At 68.3% G+C, this 18002-nt stretch carries 14 protein-coding genes; 7 read left to right on the top strand and 7 right to left on the bottom strand.

Going from position 1 to position 18002, the window contains the following annotated elements; genetic code table 11:
• Positions 1-17: 17 nt before the first annotated feature.
• The 5 genes from CJ010_RS16215 to CJ010_RS16235 form a co-directional block, all read right to left on the bottom strand.
• Positions 18-4523: an autotransporter domain-containing protein gene (locus tag CJ010_RS16215; RefSeq protein ID WP_205754803.1), complete on the bottom strand. Its 4506-nt coding sequence runs from the start codon at positions 4521-4523 to the stop codon at positions 18-20.
• 76 nt (positions 4524-4599) lie between these two features.
• On the bottom strand, positions 4600-5115 hold the full coding sequence (locus tag CJ010_RS16220; RefSeq protein ID WP_141019000.1) for a hypothetical protein: 516 nt from the start codon (positions 5113-5115) through the stop codon (positions 4600-4602).
• A 17-nt stretch (positions 5116-5132) separates the two neighbouring features.
• The gene (locus CJ010_RS16225) at positions 5133-6212 is read right to left on the bottom strand and encodes a radical SAM protein (RefSeq protein WP_141019001.1); all 1080 of its coding nucleotides are present in this window, start codon (positions 6210-6212) and stop codon (positions 5133-5135) included.
• Positions 6213-6231: 19 nt separating this feature from the next.
• Positions 6232-7044: a sulfotransferase gene (locus tag CJ010_RS16230; RefSeq protein ID WP_141019002.1), complete on the bottom strand. Its 813-nt coding sequence runs from the start codon at positions 7042-7044 to the stop codon at positions 6232-6234.
• Positions 7045-7418: 374 nt separating this feature from the next.
• Positions 7419-7673 (bottom strand): DUF504 domain-containing protein, encoded by a 255-nt coding sequence (locus CJ010_RS16235; protein WP_141019003.1) that lies wholly within the window; start codon positions 7671-7673, stop codon positions 7419-7421.
• 37 nt (positions 7674-7710) lie between these two features.
• Here CJ010_RS16235 and CJ010_RS16240 point away from each other — a divergent pair, with 37 nt between their 5' ends.
• Positions 7711-8277, top strand: a complete 567-nt coding sequence (locus CJ010_RS16240; protein WP_141019004.1) for a DUF99 family protein — start codon at positions 7711-7713, stop codon at positions 8275-8277.
• 25 nt (positions 8278-8302) lie between these two features.
• Here CJ010_RS16240 and CJ010_RS16245 read toward each other — a convergent pair whose 3' ends face one another.
• Positions 8303-9304 carry an AraC family transcriptional regulator gene (locus tag CJ010_RS16245; RefSeq protein ID WP_141019005.1) on the bottom strand — a complete coding sequence of 334 codons (1002 nt, stop codon included), beginning with the start codon at positions 9302-9304 and terminating at the stop codon, positions 8303-8305.
• 208 nt (positions 9305-9512) lie between these two features.
• Between CJ010_RS16245 and CJ010_RS16250 the strand changes: the two genes are divergently transcribed.
• From CJ010_RS16250 to CJ010_RS16265, 4 genes are all read left to right on the top strand, one after another.
• Positions 9513-10373: a class I SAM-dependent methyltransferase gene (locus CJ010_RS16250; protein ID WP_141019006.1), complete on the top strand. Its 861-nt coding sequence runs from the start codon at positions 9513-9515 to the stop codon at positions 10371-10373.
• A 191-nt stretch (positions 10374-10564) separates the two neighbouring features.
• Positions 10565-10954 (top strand): hypothetical protein, encoded by a 390-nt coding sequence (locus CJ010_RS16255; protein WP_141019007.1) that lies wholly within the window; start codon positions 10565-10567, stop codon positions 10952-10954.
• 6 nt (positions 10955-10960) lie between these two features.
• Positions 10961-11461, top strand: coding sequence for an RNA polymerase sigma factor (locus CJ010_RS16260; RefSeq protein ID WP_141019008.1), 501 nt, complete (start codon positions 10961-10963; stop codon positions 11459-11461).
• Entirely contained in the window at positions 11458-12276 is an 819-nt protein-coding gene (locus tag CJ010_RS16265) for an anti-sigma factor (protein WP_141019009.1), read from the top strand. The genes CJ010_RS16260 and CJ010_RS16265 overlap by 4 nt, the downstream gene beginning before the upstream one ends.
• A gap of 48 nt (positions 12277-12324) precedes the next feature.
• On the opposite strand, the gene CJ010_RS16270 is transcribed toward CJ010_RS16265, so the two are convergent.
• Positions 12325-13332, bottom strand: a complete 1008-nt coding sequence (locus CJ010_RS16270) for a LysR family transcriptional regulator (RefSeq protein ID WP_141019010.1) — start codon at positions 13330-13332, stop codon at positions 12325-12327.
• 265 nt (positions 13333-13597) lie between these two features.
• Here CJ010_RS16270 and CJ010_RS16275 point away from each other — a divergent pair, with 265 nt between their 5' ends.
• A complete protein-coding gene (locus CJ010_RS16275; protein WP_141019011.1) occupies positions 13598-14791 on the top strand; it encodes an efflux RND transporter periplasmic adaptor subunit in 1194 nt (397 codons plus the stop codon).
• A gap of 10 nt (positions 14792-14801) precedes the next feature.
• On the top strand, positions 14802-17993 hold the full coding sequence (locus tag CJ010_RS16280; protein WP_141019012.1) for an efflux RND transporter permease subunit: 3192 nt from the start codon (positions 14802-14804) through the stop codon (positions 17991-17993).
• Positions 17994-18002 lie beyond the last annotated feature (9 nt).

The following is an 18002-nucleotide window of genomic DNA, read 5'->3' on the forward strand; positions in this document are numbered from 1 at the left end:
CTTGCGCTCAGCGCAGATCAGAACATCCAGCGCGCCTTGACCGACGCAGTCTGGTTGATGAAGCTCTCGCGATACTCCGCATCGTAGCGGCCGCTGATCTCGACGCCGCCGCCGGTCTTGAAGACAGCGCCCAGCCCGCCGCGCACAAGCCACGGTTCGGGTTTGATGCCGGAAGTCACAAAGGCCGCACCGGGCGCCCCCGCAAATGCGGCAGTCACCGACGCACGCTCGTTGATGGTGTCGTAGCCGACGCCAAGATTGCCGACCAGCGAGGACTGCTCGCTCACCTGGTGCTCCAGTTTGGCGTCGATACCGACGACCAGTGCCTCTGTACTGCGGCTGTCGATATGCAGGTTCAGCGCTCCCGCCCCTTTCTCGGTGTAGGACTGGTCCTTGATCCAGGTGTAGTCGGCCCGGATCGAGGGCGTCAGGCTGGTCCGGCCACCGATCGCATAACTGCGCCCGATGCCGACGCCGATGTGCGCGGTTTCACTGTCGAAGTCGGATTCCGCCACGCGGGCAGCAAAGGTGATCTTGCGGCGGCCCTCGTTGCGGTTGCGGCCGATGCCGGCCTGGAAGTCGACCTCGGTCCTGTCGTCCAGGCTATAGCTGCCGTAGCCGACCAGCTGGTAGACGTCGACTTCGGCGCTCTGCGGGGCCGCGCTCGAATTTCCGTCCACGTCGCTCTTCGCGTAGGCGAATGCCGCACCGAGGCGCAACGCGGAAGACACTTCGCCATCCACGCCGAGGGCAAAGCCATAGGTATCGGCCTTGTATCCCGTCACCGCATGGCGATCGTCCTGGTCGGCCCAGGATCCGAAGGGCTTCAGCCAGAGGTGCTTGTCACCGAGGAACTCGTCGCCGGACGACAGTCCGCCCCGGCTGCCGATCCGCGTCTGGACCACGCGATTGATCCCGCCCATCACGTTCTGCGCCACGGTGCTCGAGCCGCCGGTCAGCAGCGGCAGGGACTGGCTGGCGGCCTGGGAGACCTCCTGCTGCGTCGTCAGCGGCACGAACAGCAAGGCAAGGGGGCTGGTCGGATCGGCGGCGATCACGGCATCAAGCACACGCGCCGCTCCGGCTGCCGGCGTATTGCCCAGCGACGTGACGCTGTTCAGCACCGTATCGCCTCCACCCGAACCACCATCGCCACCATCGCCACCACCCCCGCCGCCAGTGTCGGCCGCGGTGACGATCAGGTTCACGTCGTTGGCGCCGTAACTGGCGGCAAAATCGAACAACAGACTATTGTCGGTCACGCTGGCAAAGCTGCCGTTCACCCCGCCGCCGGCATGGATCACCGAAGCCAGCGAGCCGTCGGTCAGGCCGACCGCCGCCGCCGCATCGACGGCAAGGCTGCCACCGAGGCTGGCCGCACCGGTCGCATCGATCCTGCCGTAGCTGCCCATGCTCGCCACGGTCACGCTCAGCGCGCCGCTGGAAGAGAACGAACCGCCCACCGTCAGCGTTTTGCCCGCCGCCACCGAGACCGTGCCGGCGTTACCAAGGTTACCGCCGATGGAGGCATTTCCGCCGCCGAGGCTACCGCCCGACAACACCGCCACCGCGCCGGCCAGGCCGGCACCATCGGCCAGATTGAGGGTTGCGCCGCCATTCACGGTGCTTGCACCGGTATAGGTGTTGCTGGCGGTCATCGTCACCGGGCCACTGCCGGCAACCGTCACGCTACCGCTGCCGCCGATGGCGTTGGCCACGGTCGTCGCATCCGAACGGTTGAAGCTGAGCGTACCGTCGTTGGTCACCGCGCCGCTGCCCAGCGTGCCGGCGGTGCCGCCGTTACCGACCTGCAGCGCAGCACCGCTGTCGATGGTCGTCGTGCCGCTGTAGGTGTTGGCGCCAGTCAGCGTCAGCGTGCCGCTGCCCGCGGCCACCAGCGCACCGCTGCCGCCGATGTCATTCGCTACGGTCTGCGCGTCGGAACGGTTGAAGCTGAGCGTGCCGTCGTTGGTCACCGCGCCGCTGCCCAGCGTGCCGGCGGTGCCGCCGTTGCCGACCTGCAGCGCAGCGCCGCTGTCGATGGTCGTCGTGCCGCTGTATGTGTTGACGCCGGTCAGCGTCACCGGGCCACTGCCGGCAACCGTCACGCTACCGCTGCCGCCGATGGCGTTGGCCACGGTCGTCGCATCCGAACGGTTGAAGCTGAGCGTACCGTCGTTGGTCACCGCGCCGCTGCCCAGCGTGCCGGCGGTGCCGCCGTTACCGACCTGCAGCGCAGCGCCGCTGTCGATGGTCGTCGTGCCGCTGTAGGTGTTGACGCCGGTCATCGTCACCGGGCCACTGCCGGCAACCGTCACGCTACCGCTGCCGCCGATGGCGTTGGCCACGATCGTCGCATCCGAACGGTTGAAGCTGAGCGTGCCGTCGTTGGTCACCGCGCCGCTGCCCAGCGTGCCGGCGGTGCCGCCGTTACCGACCTGCAGCGCAGCACCGCTGTCGATGGTCGTCGTGCCGCTGTAGGTGTTGGCGCCGGTCAGCGTCAGCGTGCCGCTGCCCGCAGCCACCAGCGCACCGCTGCCGCCGATGTCATTCGCTACGGTCTGCGCGTCGGAACGGTTGAAGCTGAGCGTGCCGTCGTTGGTCACCGCGCCACTGCCCAGCGTGCCGGCGGTGCCGCCGTTACCGACCTGCAGCGCAGCACCGCTGTCGATGGTCGTCGTGCCGCTGTAGGTGTTGGCGCCGGTCAGCGTCAGCGTGCCGCTGCCCGCAGCCACCAGCGCACCGCTGCCGCCGATCAGGTTGGCCACGGTCGTCGCATCGGAACGGTTGAAGCTGAGCGTGCCGTCGTTGGTCACCGCGCCGCTGCCCAGCGTGCCGGCGGTGCCGCCGTTACCGACCTTCAGCGCAGCGCCGCTGTCGATGGTCGTCGTGCCGCTGTAGGTGTTGGTGCCGGTCAGCGTCAGCGTGCCGCTGCCCGCGGCCACCAGCGCACCGCTGCCGCCGATGGCGTTGGCCACGGTCGTCGCATCCGAACGGTTGAAGCTGAGCGTGCCGTCGTTGGTCACCGCGCCGCTGCCCAGCGTGCCGGCGGTGCCGCCGTTGCCGACTTGCAGCGTAGTCCCGTTACTGATCGTGGTCGTGCCGCTGTAGGTGTTGGTGGCGGTGAAGGTCACCGTCCCGGCCCCGGCGAGCGTCAGGTTGCCGCTGCCGGAAAAGACGCCGGAAAAGCTGTCGTCGTTGCCGCCATTGTCGATGGTGCCGCCGCCGGCACCCAGCACGACCGCACGTGAAGTGGCGATATCGGCCGTCGTCAGCAAGGTACCGCCGTTCAGGGTGAGCGCGCTGGCGGCGCTGCCCAGGGCGCCGTCGGCACCGATGCTCAGGGTGCCCTGGAGGATGGTCCACGGCGTCGCTGCCGTGGTGGTATTGGTCAAGGTCCAGGTGCTGGTCCCCGTCTTGGTGTAGTTCAGGAAACCCTGGAACTGGGCGGCGGCGCCGATCTTGGAAACGTCGAAGCTGGCATCGGTGCTGCCGCCCAGCGTGAGCGTGTCGCCGCCGTTGGTGCTGCCGCTGGTGCTGACGACGTTGCCGACGAAGGCCCCACCGGAAAGGATGACCAGTTCGTTGCCGCCACCGGACAGCGACACCGCGTTGGCCCGGACGCTGCCGGTGCCGTTCAACCCACCGCTGATGGTGCCGCTGTTGGTGATCGTGGAATTGCCGGTGGAAACGACCCCCGCACCGCCTGTACCCGTCGTACCTGACGTGCCATATTTCCCAGGGCTGCCGGCACCAGCGGCACCGCCGGCACCACCGGCGCCACCGCTCAAGCTTCCACTATTGATCAAGGTGAAACCCGCGCCAGTCACCCCGGCGGCACCGGCGCCGCCAGCACCGCCATTACCGCCCCACCAGCAACACCCGCCGGTGTAGTTGCCACCCGCCCCGCCGGCACCGCCACTCCCGCCGGTCACCGACGTCGAATTGGTCAGCGTGAAGCCGGTGCCGGTAAACGCCGCAGCGCCCGCCCCGCCCGCGGTTCCTGACGTTGGCGACATACCGCTCGTTCCCGCCACTCCGGCGGTGCCATTCCCGATCGCCCAACTACCGGCGCCCGACAGCGTCAGGTTGCTGCTGCCGGCATCGATCGACTGCCCCGCAATCGTGGCGGTACTGCCGTTGTCGATGGTCGTGGTCGCGGTGATGGTTGGCAAGGCGCTGCCCGGCGTCAGCGCGAGCGCCCCGCTCGTGCTGATCGTGCTGCCCGGGTCGGCATTGGCGTCGGTGATGGCCTGGCGCAGCGAGCCGGCGCCGCTGTCGTTGCTGTTGGTGACGGTATAGGTGGCGGCCGTCGCCACCTGGGCGCCAAGTGCCAGCAAGCTCAACGACAGTGCCCGGCATACCGGCTTCAACATCGGGCTGGCCGCGGACCGGGCGACGATGCCCGCGAACACCGACCTCGACTTCGGCGTGCCACCCGAGCAGGCGCGCGCGGATTCGGGGACGGCCTGGAGGACGCCGTGGCGGCGATTGCGGACAAGGCGGTAGGCAAGCTTGTTCAAGTGGAACTCCTTGGTCTTGTTATTGCTGGGTTATTTCGTCTTGCACAGGGTGCTGGAAGCAGGGCTTGCGGCGTAGTCAGGTGTCTGCAAAGCGGCGGCGCCACACGCTGCGGCCATGAACGTCGGTGCCAAGCAGGGTCAGGCCGCTCTGGCGGATCACCCGCAGCCCGGCGGGCGTGTCGAGCTTCGGGTTTTCCATGATCGTGACCACGCCCTCCGGCGCCCCCGGCTCCCCGCCATAGTCGACGGCCAGGGTCGCGAAAGTGCAGTCGAACAACTGCGGCGCCAGGCCCACGACGCGGCTGTCGGGCCGCACGAAGGTGCGGTAGAACCAGTAGGGCCGGCCGTCGGCGGGCAGGATGTCCGGGTAGAAGGACGACACGCCGGCGATGTCGCCCTGTCCGTCGAGCGCCACCGCGCCCACCTCGAAGGTGCGCCGCCAGGCCGCGAACGGGTCGTCGATGGCGCCGTGGTCGGCCCAGAAGCGGACCAGCGCGGCACGCGTTTCCGCCGAGTTCCCGGCACCGAACAGCCAGGCGATGTCGTAGCCGCGAAACGTGCGCAGCCTGCGCGCGGAATCGGTAAGACGCATGCGGGAAGGGTCTCCGGTCATGAAGCAGAGGCAACGGCGGCGAGGCCGTCGTCGTTGAGAAAGAGCGCGCACCACACCCGCCACATGCGGATCGCCCGCGCCAGCGCCTGCGGCTGACGCAGCGAACGGGTGGCACGTGCCAGCACCGTCGCATAGCTTTGGGCATAGAGCCGGCACGACCGGCAATCCACATTCGGCGTACAGCACTTGCCGGAACTGGCGCTGAAATCGGTGTTGTAGTGACGAAGCGAAGCGGTCAGCCGGACGCCGCAATCGGCCGCCAGATCGGTGCCCGGCTGCAGTTCCGGGTAGAGGCCGGCGGGGTCGTGGATGATGTCGTTGAATTCGCGGCTGTAGATGATCCGGCACGCGGCGTCGTCCATCAGCCGCGCGATCAGCTCGCGCGCACGGGCGAGGTGTGCGGGCCGAAGCATCAGGTTGTCGGTCTGCGAACTGCTCGCATGGTAGCGGTCCGCCGGCGCATCGCCCTGGATGAAACGCGTGTAGCGCTGCGTGGGGCTGTAATGGTTGAAGCTCAGGGCGAGATCGTTGTCGGCGCACATCGCGGCGACCGCGCCGACCTCGTCGATATTCCGGGCATTCAGCGTCATGACGAAGACCGCGCGCTTGTCGCCGCGGTAGTTCCGTACCTGCTTCTGCTGAACGTCGGCGCCGCGCAGCGCCCTGCTCGTCGCCGTCCGCCCCCACACCGACACATGAATGCGGAAGGGCACTTCGTCGGAAATGCGCTGCGTGCCGTTGGTGAAGACCACGCCATAGGGCAGATGCCGGGCCGCGATCACCAGCTTTTCCTGCACCAACGAAGGCTCGGCGCCGCCGAAATAGCCATAGCGCACGCCACGGGCAGCCTCGGCGGCGAAGAAGGTGTCGACGGTCGCCAGTTCGTGGACGTCGGTGTGCCCCAGGTAATCGCTGCCGGAAAAGAACAGGCAACCTTCACACTGGAGATTGCAGGTCGAGGTCAGGTCGTACTGGCTCGGGCGCAGCGGCAGCACCCGGTCCCGCAGCGAGCGCCAGAAGGCCAGATCGGCCTCCGACGGCGCGGAGTCCGCCACGGTTGACTCGAGCGCGATCATCGGCATCCCCCGAAAACCGTCATACGACCCGCACCTGGCGCAGATTGACGTCCGGGTTGCGCCAGAAGGCGTCGTTCTCGAAGCGGCGGAAGATGTCGGGCGGCAGCACACTCATGCGCGGATCGGCCGACACCCGCGGCCGGATCGCATGCAGGCCGGGCGTGCCGGCGCGGGTATCGAACTCGTCGGCATCGAAGCGGATGTTCTCGAAATCGTGGCTGAACGACGGTTCGCCGATGAAATCGTAGACGGCGTCCAGCACCCGCTGCGGTTGCGCGACCAGCGTTTCGTACTGGACGAGCATCAGCCTGGCCGCATGCTCGCCGAAGAAGGCCTCCTTCAGGGCGTTGTAGGCGTAGCCCACCAGGCCTTCACCGTTGGCGATGCCATCGGCGCGCGAATAGACGGTGCCGCCGGTCTGGTAGTTGAAGATCGACGACGGCGACAAGGCATTGCGCTGGATCAGGCGCTCGACGCTATCGACGATCCACGGCATGTCCCGAACGCATGCGATGACCTTGCCCTGCGGAAACAGCGTGTGCAGCAGCGACATGCGCGCGCACCACACCCGGTTGGTGTCGAAGATCACCTCGTGCGGAAATTCGGGCCCGTAATACTGCTCGAACACACCACGCAGGATGCGTTGCCGCTGCGCATCGTTGATGAACACGGCGTACTCGTTGCGCGCACTCATCTCGTGCAGCAGGCTGCTCACCAGACCGCCGACCGGCCCGCTCATGCCGGCATGGACGCGCGGGTTCTGCCGCAACAGGGCCGCCAGCAGGGTCGAGCCCGAGCGCGGCAAACCGGAGATGAAATGGATGGCAGGCACGGGTGGCAAACGTCTAGTGGCAAGTATTCGAAGCGTCGGCACGGTCAGCCGCCACTGCGGCGGCAAGCCCGACGATCATGCCATCGTCAGCACATCAATACAGCGTCGCCGCCACACCGATATGCCGACGTCGAAACAGCACGCGGCGGGCATGACATCGAGGCGTCGAGAGTGTAATCAATATGTGGGGCCTTCGAATACCGGCAGCACACGACCAAAGCTGCCATTTTCTGCTCGCAAACCGCAACTACTTCACGCCTGACCGAAAGCCGCGCACGCCACGCCGGGGACGTGCCCGACGCGGCATGGCGCGGCATCTGCGGCCAGCACTTCCCTTGCCGGCGGAAATCCTCGCAAGCCGCGTCCGCGCCTGCTCAATGCGCCCGCCGCCAGATCAGCTTGCCGTTGCGCAACACTTCCTTGACCCGGTGCAGCGGAATACTGCGTGCGTGGCCGTCCTCATCGATCAGGTCGAGCATCGAGTGGTTTGCGGCGTCACGCGTGACTTCGCGCAGGTCGATGCGAACAATGCGGCCGGCGACGCGGTCGTAGTAGCCGAGTACAAAGCGTGCGGCACCGAATTCGGCGTCCCAGCGGATACGGCTCAGCAATTCATGCAGGGGCGTCACGACGGTCTTCTCCTTCCATCTTCACACGCACGCCACGATGTCCCGCCGGATCAGCCACATCATCGCGTTCGACGACGCACCCTTCGACCGCAGTCACCGGGGCGATGTGCTCGTCGTCGGTACGGTGTTCGCCGGCAAGCGGCTCGACGGCGTGCTGTCGGGCAAGCTGCGCCGCGACGGAGCAAACGCCACGCGCGTCATCGACGGCATCGTGCGGCGCTCGCGCTTCTTCCCGCAGATCCACGCCGTGCTGCTGCAGGGCATCACCTTCGCCGGTTTCAACGTCGTCGATCTGCCGACCCTGAACGCCGCGCTCGGCGTGCCGATCATTGTCGTGCTGCGCCGCCCTCCCGACTTCGATTCGATCCGGCGGGCGCTGCTTGCCCACGTGCGCGGCGGTGCGCGCAAGTGGCGATTGATAGAAGCGGCCGGCCCGGTCGAGGCCGTCGGCCCGCTGTTCGTGCAACGCGCCGGCATCACGCTGGCGGACGCGACTTCGCTTCTGCAGGGCCTGCGCCAGCACAGCCTGGTGCCCGAGCCGCTGCGCGTCGCCCACCTGATCGCGGGCGGGGTGATACGCGGCCAGAGCAGCGGCCGGGCGTGACGCCATCGCCATTCCCGGCGGCCCCTCACCCGGCCGCAGCAGTCCGCCGCCAGGTCGCCGGCGGCAGCCCGACCAGACGTTTGAACGCCCTCGAGAACGCCGCTTCCGACTCGTAGCCGACGTCCAGCGCGATCGACGCCACGGTGCGCTTGCTCTCGCGCAGCAGGCGCGAGCCGAGCTGGATGCGCCAGTTGGCGAGGTAGTGCATCGGCGGTTCGGCGATGAACTGCATGAAGCGCTCATGCAGGGCCGAACGCGACAGGCCGACCTCGCGACCGAGCTCGTCCATTGTCCACGGACGTTCCGGGTACTGGTGCAGCAACGCCAGCGCCCGGCCGACGTAGCGGTCGCGCAGGCCGGCCAGCCAGCCGGTGGCGCCCTCCGGCAGGCTGTCGAGATAACGCCGCGCGGTATCCACGAACATCATCTCCGCCAGCCGTTCGAGCACCGCATCGCCGCCGGGGCGCGGATCGGTCGATTCCTGCGCCGCCTGGTCGATGACGCGTGCCACCCAGCCGCCTGCGCGTGCTGCCGGCAGGTGCAACAGGCGCGGCAGCGCCGCTACCAGCGGGTTGAAGGGACGCAGGTCGCAGCCGAGAAAGCCGCACACCAGGATGGTCTCGGCATCCGACACCGGCGCCGGCGCGCCCGGTTCCCGTACACCACGGTGATAGGCGACGGGCATCGGCTTGGGGTCGTGACGGGTGGCGAACACCCAGTCGGCCTCGATGCGCTGGGGCTCCACGTGCGGCGCGCTCGACATCACATGGGCGTCGCCGTGCGGAAACATGACGATGTCGCCGGCTTCGAGCCGCACCGGCGCCAGGCCGCTGACGGCCGCCCAGCCGCTCCCGCGGGCGACCATATGGAACTCCATGACGTGCTCGGCGCCAGGCAGCACCGCCGGGGCGATCTCGCACGCGGGCGGCGCTTCGGCGGCCCAGTCCTCCCAACAGCTGACGTAGTAGAACACCGCACCGCGCAAGCGGACGGTACGCAGCAGGTCGGATAGCGGATCTCCATTCATGGTCGCGCTCCTGTCGGCAAAGCCGGGTGGCCGACTCACGGCGCCGGGCCGGGTCGCGCTGCAACGGCGGACGCACGAGCAAGTTTCCCCGACTCTCAGTGAAGCACCGATCTGCCGCCAGCGGAAGAATGGACTCGTCGGCAAGTGATGAAAGCAACCCGACCCGGGTCCGCAGAGACCCGGCCTTCCCATCGACAGGAGACCGATCATGAATGCACCCATCGAACTGTGCCCGTCCGGCCCGGCCACCACACCGGTAACGCCGGCCCCCGACCTCGAGGCGATCAAGGCCCGCCAGCAGGCGACCTGGGCCAGCGGCGATTTCGCCGTCATCGGCACCACGCTGCAGATCGTCGGCGAATCGCTGGCCGAGGCGGCGGACCTGCGCGCCGGCGAGCGAGTGCTCGACGTCGCCGCAGGCAACGGCAATGCCACGTTGGCCGCAGCCCGCCGCTTTGCCGATGTCACCTCGACAGACTACGTGCCGCAGCTGCTCGACAAGGGGGAGGCGCGCGCCCGGGCCGAGGGCCTGGCGGTGGACTTCCGCGTTGCCGACGCCGAAGCCCTGCCCTTTGCCGACAGCAGCTTCGACGTGGTCCTGTCGACCTTCGGCGCGATGTTCACGCCCGACCACGACCGCTGCGCCGGCGAATTGCTGCGCGTGGTCCGCCGCGGCGGACGCATCGGCCTGGCCACGTGGACGCCGGAAGGCTTCATCGGCGAGCTGTTCCGCGTGGTCGGCAAGCACGTGCCGCCGCCGGCGGGTCTCCGCTCGCCCCTGCGCTGGGGCGACGAACCCTACCTGGTCGAACTCTTCGGCCGCCACGCCGCCGACATCCGCTGCGTGCGCCGCGCCTTCAACTTCCGCTACCGCTCGCCCGCCCACTGGATAGACATCTTCCGCAGCTACTACGGCCCCACCCACAAGGCCTTCGCGGCACTCGACGGCGACGGCCAGGCCCGCCTGCACGCCGACCTGATGCAGCTACTCGAAGCGCGCAATACCGGCGGCGCGGACTCGCTGGTGGTGCCCGGCGAATACCTCGAAGTGGTGATCACCCGGCACTGAACGGGGCTTCCTTGCGGCGCGCGGCATCCGGACCGCACGCCGCCGGGCGCCCACAGCGCCGCGCGACTAAGCTGTCCGCATGGGCTGCCGCGCGATCCGGCCACCCTGGCCGCATCGGCTTGATGGAATAAACCGACGCCGGTTTCCGTATACCCCCTTGCAAGCCCCGACAACCGCAACGGAGATCCATCATGAAACTGCATGCAAGCGCCCTCGCCATCGGCCTGCTCGCCTTCGCCGCCTTCCCCGCCTGGTCCGCCGACGCGATGATGCCCGCCTCGATCAAGGTGGCCGACGGCATGCTGACCGGCAGCAACGGCATGACCCTCTACACCTTCGACAAGGACACCGCCGGCAGCGGCAAGAGCGTGTGCAACGACGCCTGCGCCACCAACTGGCCGCCGCTGATGGTCAAGGAAGGCGAAATGGCGAGCGGCGACTACAGCATCGTCACCCGCGACGACGGCAAGAAGCAGTGGGCCGCCAAGGGCAAGCCGCTCTACTTCTGGATCAAGGACCAGAAGCCCGGCGACAAGACCGGCGACGGCGTCAACAATGTCTGGCACATCGCCAAGCCCTGAGCCGGCATGGACAGCCGCGCGCTCCTCGCCGAACTGCCGCGCCTGCGCCGCTACGCGCGGGCGCTGGTGGGCGAGCGCGCCGCCGCCGACGATCTGGTGCAGGACACGCTGGAGCGCGCCTGGGCGCGCGCGGCGCAATGGCGACCGGACGGCGAGCTGCGCGCCTGGCTGTTCGGCATCATGCACAACCTGAGGATGGACCAGCTGCGCCGCCCCGGCCTGTCGACGCGATCGCTGGAAGACGGCGATCTCGACCTGCCCACCCGGCCGACGCAGGCCGACGCGCTCGAAGTCGGCGACCTCGACGCGGCGCTGGCCCGCCTGCCCGAGGAACAGCGCGCGGTGCTGCTGCTGGTCGCACTGGAAGAGATGCGCTACGACGAGGTCGCCGCGACCCTGGGCATCCCGCTCGGCACGGTGATGTCGCGGCTGTCGCGCGGCCGCGAGCGGCTGCGGACCATCATGGACGGCGGGCAGGCCGGCACCAGACTGAGAATCGTGCGATGAGCAAAGCCCCTGTCACCGAAGCCGATCTCCACGCCTTTGCCGACGGCCAGTTACCCGCGGCGCGGCAGGCGGATGTCGACGACTACCTGGCGACGAATCCGCAGGCAGCGGAACGAGTGCACGCCTACCGGGCGCAGAACCAGGCCCTGCGCGCCCGCTTTGCCCCGCTGCAGGACGAAGCGATTCCCGAATCCCTGTGCCGTGCGGCGGCCGGCCCTGGCCGCGGCCCCGCGGCAGCCACCGCGAGCGTCCGCTGGCGTCTGCCGCTGTTGCGCGCCGCGGCGGCGGTGCTGCTCACCCTCCTCGGCGGCGCTGCCGGCTGGCTGGCCCACGAGCGCTATCGGCCGCAAGCCACGCTCGCGCATGCGCTGCCCAACCTGTCCCGCCAGGCGGCGGTGGCGCATGCGGTATTCAGCCCCGACGTGCGCCGCCCGGTGGAAGTGGACGCGGCACACGAGGAGCAGCTCGTCGCCTGGCTGTCGAAGCGGCTGGGCACGCCGGTGCATCCGCCACGGCTGGCGGCGCTCGGTTTCGAACTGATCGGCGGCCGCCTGCTCCCCGGCAGCAGCGGCCCGGTCGCGCAGTTCATGTACCAGGACGCGGGCGGCCAGCGCCTGACACTCTATGTCTCCACCGAGAACGCCACCTACGGCGACACCGGCTTCCGCTTTGCCGAGGAAGGCGGCCTCAAGGTCTTCTACTGGATAGACGGCAGGTTCGGCTACGCGCTGTCGGCCGCGATTGCCAAGGCCGAACTCGCCCGCATCGCCACTGCGGTATACGACCAGCTCGAGGGCACGGCACGCAAACCATAACCCTGAACGCCCGCCTTCACCGCGCTCGGACGGCGGGCGGGTCGGCGCTCAAAGCACGCTTTCGGCGAGGTTCTGCTGATCCACCAGCGACCGCAGGGTGTTACCGCCAGGCTGGCCCTTGTAACTGCAGCAGTAATCCACCGCGCTGCGGCCGCCCATCAGCGGGCACTCGGCGAACAGCTCGCTCACCCAATCGACGAAGGCGCGCACCTTGGGCGACAGGTGGCGGTTGGCCGGATAGACCACCGACATCGGCATCGGCGACGGCGCCCATTGCGGCAGCACCTCGCGCAGCGCCCCCGATTCCAGATGAGGCAGCGCCATGAAGCGCGGCATCTGCACCAGGCCGAAACCCTGCAGCGCGCAGGCGAGATAAGCGTCGCTGTCGTTCACCGACACCACCCCGTTCATCTTGACCTCGACGACCTCACCGTCGACGACGAAATCCCAGTCTATTGTGCGGCCGGTGAGGCTGGAGAAGTAGTTCACCGCGCGATGATCGGCGAGTTCGGCGATGGTCTGCGGTTCGCCGTGGCGCTCGAAGTAGGACGGCGCCGCGCAGGTCACGCCGAAGAAGGTGCCAACCCGGCGCGCGACCAGCGACGAGTCGGGCAGGTTGCCGACGCGCAGCGCGCAATCGACCGCCTCGCGCACCAGATCCACCGGACGGTCGCCCATGCCGATGGCCAGCTCCAGCTCCGGGTAGCGGCTGTGGAATTCACACAGGCGCGGGATCAGCACCAGCCGCCCGAGCGAGGCCGGCACGTCGATGCGCAGCCGGCCGCGCGGCCGGCTCGCGGCGGCGCGGAACGAAGCCTCGGTCTCCTCGACATCGGCGAGGATGGCAACACAGCGCTCGTAATAGGCCGCGCCGTCCTCGGTAAGACTCAGCCGCCGCGTGCTGCGGTTGAGCAGCCGCACCTGCAGCAGGCGCTCCAGGTTCTGGATGATGTTGGTGACGGTGGCGCGCGGCAGGCCGAGGCTGTCGGCCGCGCGCGAAAAGCTGTTGGCGTCCACCACGCGCGTGAACACCTGCATGGCCTGAAAGCGATCCATCCCCTACCCCACGTATCTGTCGGTGCATGAATTATCCGCCAAGTGTCGGCGTGATTATTCGCACTGCTCGAATAGTGTTTCCGGATTTAAGACATTTATCCGAAGGGAAACAATACCCAATATTGATGCACCGCGGCATTACCGACAACCGCCGCAAGCGCTTCAAACCATAACTCGCCAACCCCTTGCCACAAGCGAAGGGCGGCCCCAAAAGCACCATCGCAGCCCGGTCGGCCGGTGCAGCGATCCCGACAGGAGCATCACGATGTCCCTTTTGCGCAAACCTTACGCCCTCGCCACCACGGTTGCGGTACTGCTCGCCATCAGCGGCGGCCTCGCCGCGCTCACCGTCCAGACCGACGCCCGCGCCACCGCCGCGCCGCCCCCGGCCAGCCCGGTGGACGTAGCCGCCGTCACCAGCCAGCAGATCACCGACTGGCAAAGTTACTCCGGCCGGCTGGAAGCTGTCGACAGGGTGGAGATCCGCCCGCTGGTGTCCGGCACCATCACCGAAGTCCATTTCCAGGACGGCGCGCTGGTAAAGAAGGGCGACGCCTTGTTCACCATAGACCCCCGCCCCTACGCCGCCGCACTGGAGCACGCCCGCGCCCGGCTCGCCGCCGCCGAGGCCCGCGCCGCCTACACCGCCGGCGACCTCGCCCGCGGCGAACGGCTGATCGCCGACAACGCCATCGCCCGCCGCGACTACGAGGAAAAGCAGAACGCCGCGCGCGAAGCCGAGGCCAACCGGCTGGCCGCGCGCGCCGAGGTGGAATCCGCCCGCCTCAACCTCGAATACACCCGCATCACAGCTCCGGTGGCCGGCAAGGTCTCGCGCGCCGAGGTGACCGTGGGCAATGTGGTCGCCTCCGGTCCGGGCACCCCGCCGCTCACCACCCTGGTATCGGTGTCGCGCATGTACGCCGCCTTCGACGTGGACGAGCAAAGCTTCCTCGCCTCGATCAACGGCAAGCAGGGCGCTGCGGTACCAGTGCATCTGGGCCTGGCCAACGAGGACGACTACCCACGCAGCGGCACGGTCAGCTCTGTCGACAACCGCATGGACACCTCCAGCGGCACGATCCGGGTACGCGCAGTGTTCGACAACCCGGACGCCAGCCTGCTGCCTGGTCTCTACGCCCGCATCCGGCTGGGCAGCGCAACCCCGCGCCAGGCCCTGCTGATCGACGAAAAGGCAATCGGCACCGACCAGGACAAGCGCTTCGTGCTGGTGGTGGACGACGCCAACCGCACCGCCTACCGCGAAGTCACCCTCGGCGCCGCGCAAGGCGCGATGAGGGTGGTGGAAAGCGGCCTGCAGGAGGGCGAGCGCATCGTGGTCAATGGCCTGCAGCGCGCCCGCCCCGGCCAGATCGTCAATCCCAACCTGGTGCTGATGTCGGGCGCGGCGGCCCCGCCCGCGCCCACCGCCCGCGCCGCCACCGCCGACAACAGCTGAGCCCGCCCCCATGAACATCTCGAAATTCTTCATCGACCGGCCGATCTTCGCCGGTGTGCTGTCGGTGCTGATCCTGCTCGGCGGCATGCTGGCGATGTTCCAGCTGCCGATCTCGGAGTACCCGGAAGTGGTGCCGCCCTCGGTGGTGGTGCGCGCCCAGTACCCCGGCGCCAACCCCAAGGTCATCGCCGAAACCGTCGCCTCGCCGCTGGAGGAATCGATCAACGGCGTCGAGGACATGCTCTACATGCAGTCCCAGGCCAACAGCGACGGCAACCTCGCGCTGACCGTGCATTTCCGCCTCGGCATGGACCCGGACAAGGCCCAGCAGCTGGTGCAGAACCGCGTCTCGCAGGCGCTGCCGCGGCTGCCGGAAGACGTGCAACGGCTCGGCGTGACCACGGTGAAAAGCTCGCCGACGCTGACGCTGGTGGTGCACCTCCTCTCGCCCGACGACCGTTACGACGCCACCTACCTGCGCAACTACGCGGTGCTCAACGTCAAGGATCGCCTCGCGCGCATCCAGGGCGTCGGCGAAGTGTCGATCTGGGGCGCCGGCAACTACGCGATGCGGGTGTGGCTGGACCCGAACAAGGTCGCCCAGCGCGGCCTCACCGCCAGCGATGTGGTACGCGCGATCCGCGAACAGAACGTGCAGGTGGCTGCCGGCGTGATCGGCGCCTCGCCCACCCTGCCGGACGTGCCGCTGCAGTTCTCGGTGAATGCCCAGGGCCGGCTGAAGACCGAGGTCGAGTTCCGCGACATCGTGCTGAAGACCTCGGCCGACGGCGGCGTCACCCGCCTGGGCGATGTCGCCCGCGTCGAGTTGGACGCGGCCGAGTACGGCCTGCGCTCGCTGCTCGACAACAAGCCGGCGATCGGCATGGGCATCATGCAGGCGCCGGGCGCCAACGCGCTCGCCGTCTCCGCCGCGGTGCGCGACGCCATGGCCGAACTCAAGCAGGACTTCCCCAGCTCGGTCGATTACCGCATCGAGTACGACCCCACCCAGTTCGTCCGCGCCAGCATCAAGGCAGTGGTGGTGACCCTGCTCGAAGCGGTGGCGCTGGTGGTGCTGGTGGTCATCCTCTTCCTGCAGACCTGGCGCGCTTCCATCATCCCGCTGCTGGCGGTGCCGGTGTCCATCGTCGGCACCTTCGGGCTGATGCTGGCCTTCGGCTATTCGATCAACGCGCTGTCGCTGTTCGGCATGGTGCTGGCGATCGGCATCGTGGTCGATGACGCCATCGTCGTGGTCGAGAACGTGGAGCGCAACATCGCCGCCGGCCTCAGCCCGCGCGACGCCACCTACCGCGCGATGCAGGAAGTGAGCGGGCCGATCATCGCGATCGCGCTCACGCTGGTCGCGGTGTTCGTGCCGCTCGCCTTCATGACCGGTCTCACCGGCCAGTTCTACAAGCAGTTCGCGATGACCATCGCCATCTCCACGGTGATCTCGGCGTTCAATTCGCTGACCCTGTCGCCCGCGCTCGCCGCGCTGCTGCTCAAACCCCACCACGACCACGACCCCGACTGGCTGACACGCGTCATGAACCGTGTGTTCGGCGGCTTCTTCGCCCGCTTCAACCACGCCTTCGGCCGCGCCTCGGAGAACTATGGCCGCGGCGTTACCGGCGTGATCGGGCGCAAGAGCAAGGTGATGGCCGTGTACGCGGCGCTGCTGGCGCTGACCGCGGGCGTCTCCTACGTGGTGCCCGGTGGATTCGTGCCGGCGCAGGACAAGCAGTATTTGATCAGCTTCGCCCAGCTGCCCAACGGCGCCTCGCTCGACCGCACCGAAGATGTCATCCGCCGCATGAGCCAGATCGCGCTGGAACAGCCCGGCGTGCAGAGCGCGATCGCCTTCCCCGGGCTGTCGATCAACGGCTTCACCAACAGCTCGTCGGCCGGCATCGTGTTCGTCACCCTCAAGCCCTTCGACGAACGCCGCGCGCCGGAACTTTCCGCCGGCGCGATCACCGCCGCGCTCAACGGCAAGTACGCCGCGATCAAGGATTCCTTCATCGCGGTCTTCCCGCCGCCGCCGGTGATGGGCCTGGGCACGCTGGGCGGCTTCAAGCTGCAGATCGAGGACCGCGGCGCGCTCGGCTACGCCGAACTCGACGCCGCCGCCAAGGCCTTCATCGCCGCCGCGCAGAAGGCGCCGGAACTCGGCCCCAGCTTCACCAGCTACCAGATCAACGTGCCGCAGCTCGACGTCGATCTGGACCGCGTCAAGGCCAAGCAGCTCGGAGTGTCGGTCACCGACGTGTTCGACACCATGCAGATCTACCTCGGCTCGCTGTACGTGAACGACTTCAACCGCTTCGGCCGCGTCTACCAGGTGCGCGCCCAGGCCGACGCGCCCTTCCGCGCCCGGCCGGAAGACATCGGCCAGCTAAAGACGCGCAACGCCGCCGGCGAGATGGTGCCGCTGTCGTCGATGGTGCGCGTGCATAACAGCTTCGGCCCGGAGATGGTGGTGCGCTACAACGGCTACACCGCCGCCGACATCAACGGCGGCCCCGCGCCCGGCTATTCCTCCGACCAGGCCGAAGCCGCGGCCGAGCGCATCGCCGCCGAAACCCTGCCGCCCGGCATCAAGTTCGAATGGACGGACCTCACCTACCAGAAGATCCTGGCGGGCAATGCCGGCGTGTGGATCTTCCCGCTGTCGGTGCTGCTGGTGTTCCTGGTGCTGGCCGCGCAGTACGAAAGCCTGACGCTGCCGCTGGCGGTGATCATGATCGTGCCGATGAGCATCCTCGCCGCCCTCACCGGGGTGTGGCTGACCGCCGGCGACAACAACCTCTTCACCCAGATCGGCCTGATGGTGCTGGTGGGGCTGTCGGCGAAGAACGCCATCCTGATCGTCGAGTTCGCCCGCGAGCTGGAACTGCAGGGCAGCACGCCGAAGGAGGCCGCGATCGAAGCCAGCCGGCTGCGCCTGCGCCCGATCCTGATGACTTCCATCGCTTTCATCATGGGCGTGGTGCCGCTGGTGCTGTCGTCCGGCGCCGGTTCGGAAATGCGCCACGCGATGGGTGTCGCGGTGTTCTTCGGCATGCTCGGGGTCACGCTGTTCGGCCTGTTCCTGACCCCCGTGTTCTACGTGCTGCTGCGCAGCCTCGGCAGAGGCAGCAAGCTGCACACTGCCAATCCCCATGCCGCGCCGATTCCCGCGCCCCATCTTGTCTCCTGAGCCCGGAGC

The organism is Azoarcus sp. DD4 (genome assembly GCF_006496635.1).
GTDB lineage: Bacteria > Pseudomonadota > Gammaproteobacteria > Burkholderiales > Rhodocyclaceae > Azoarcus.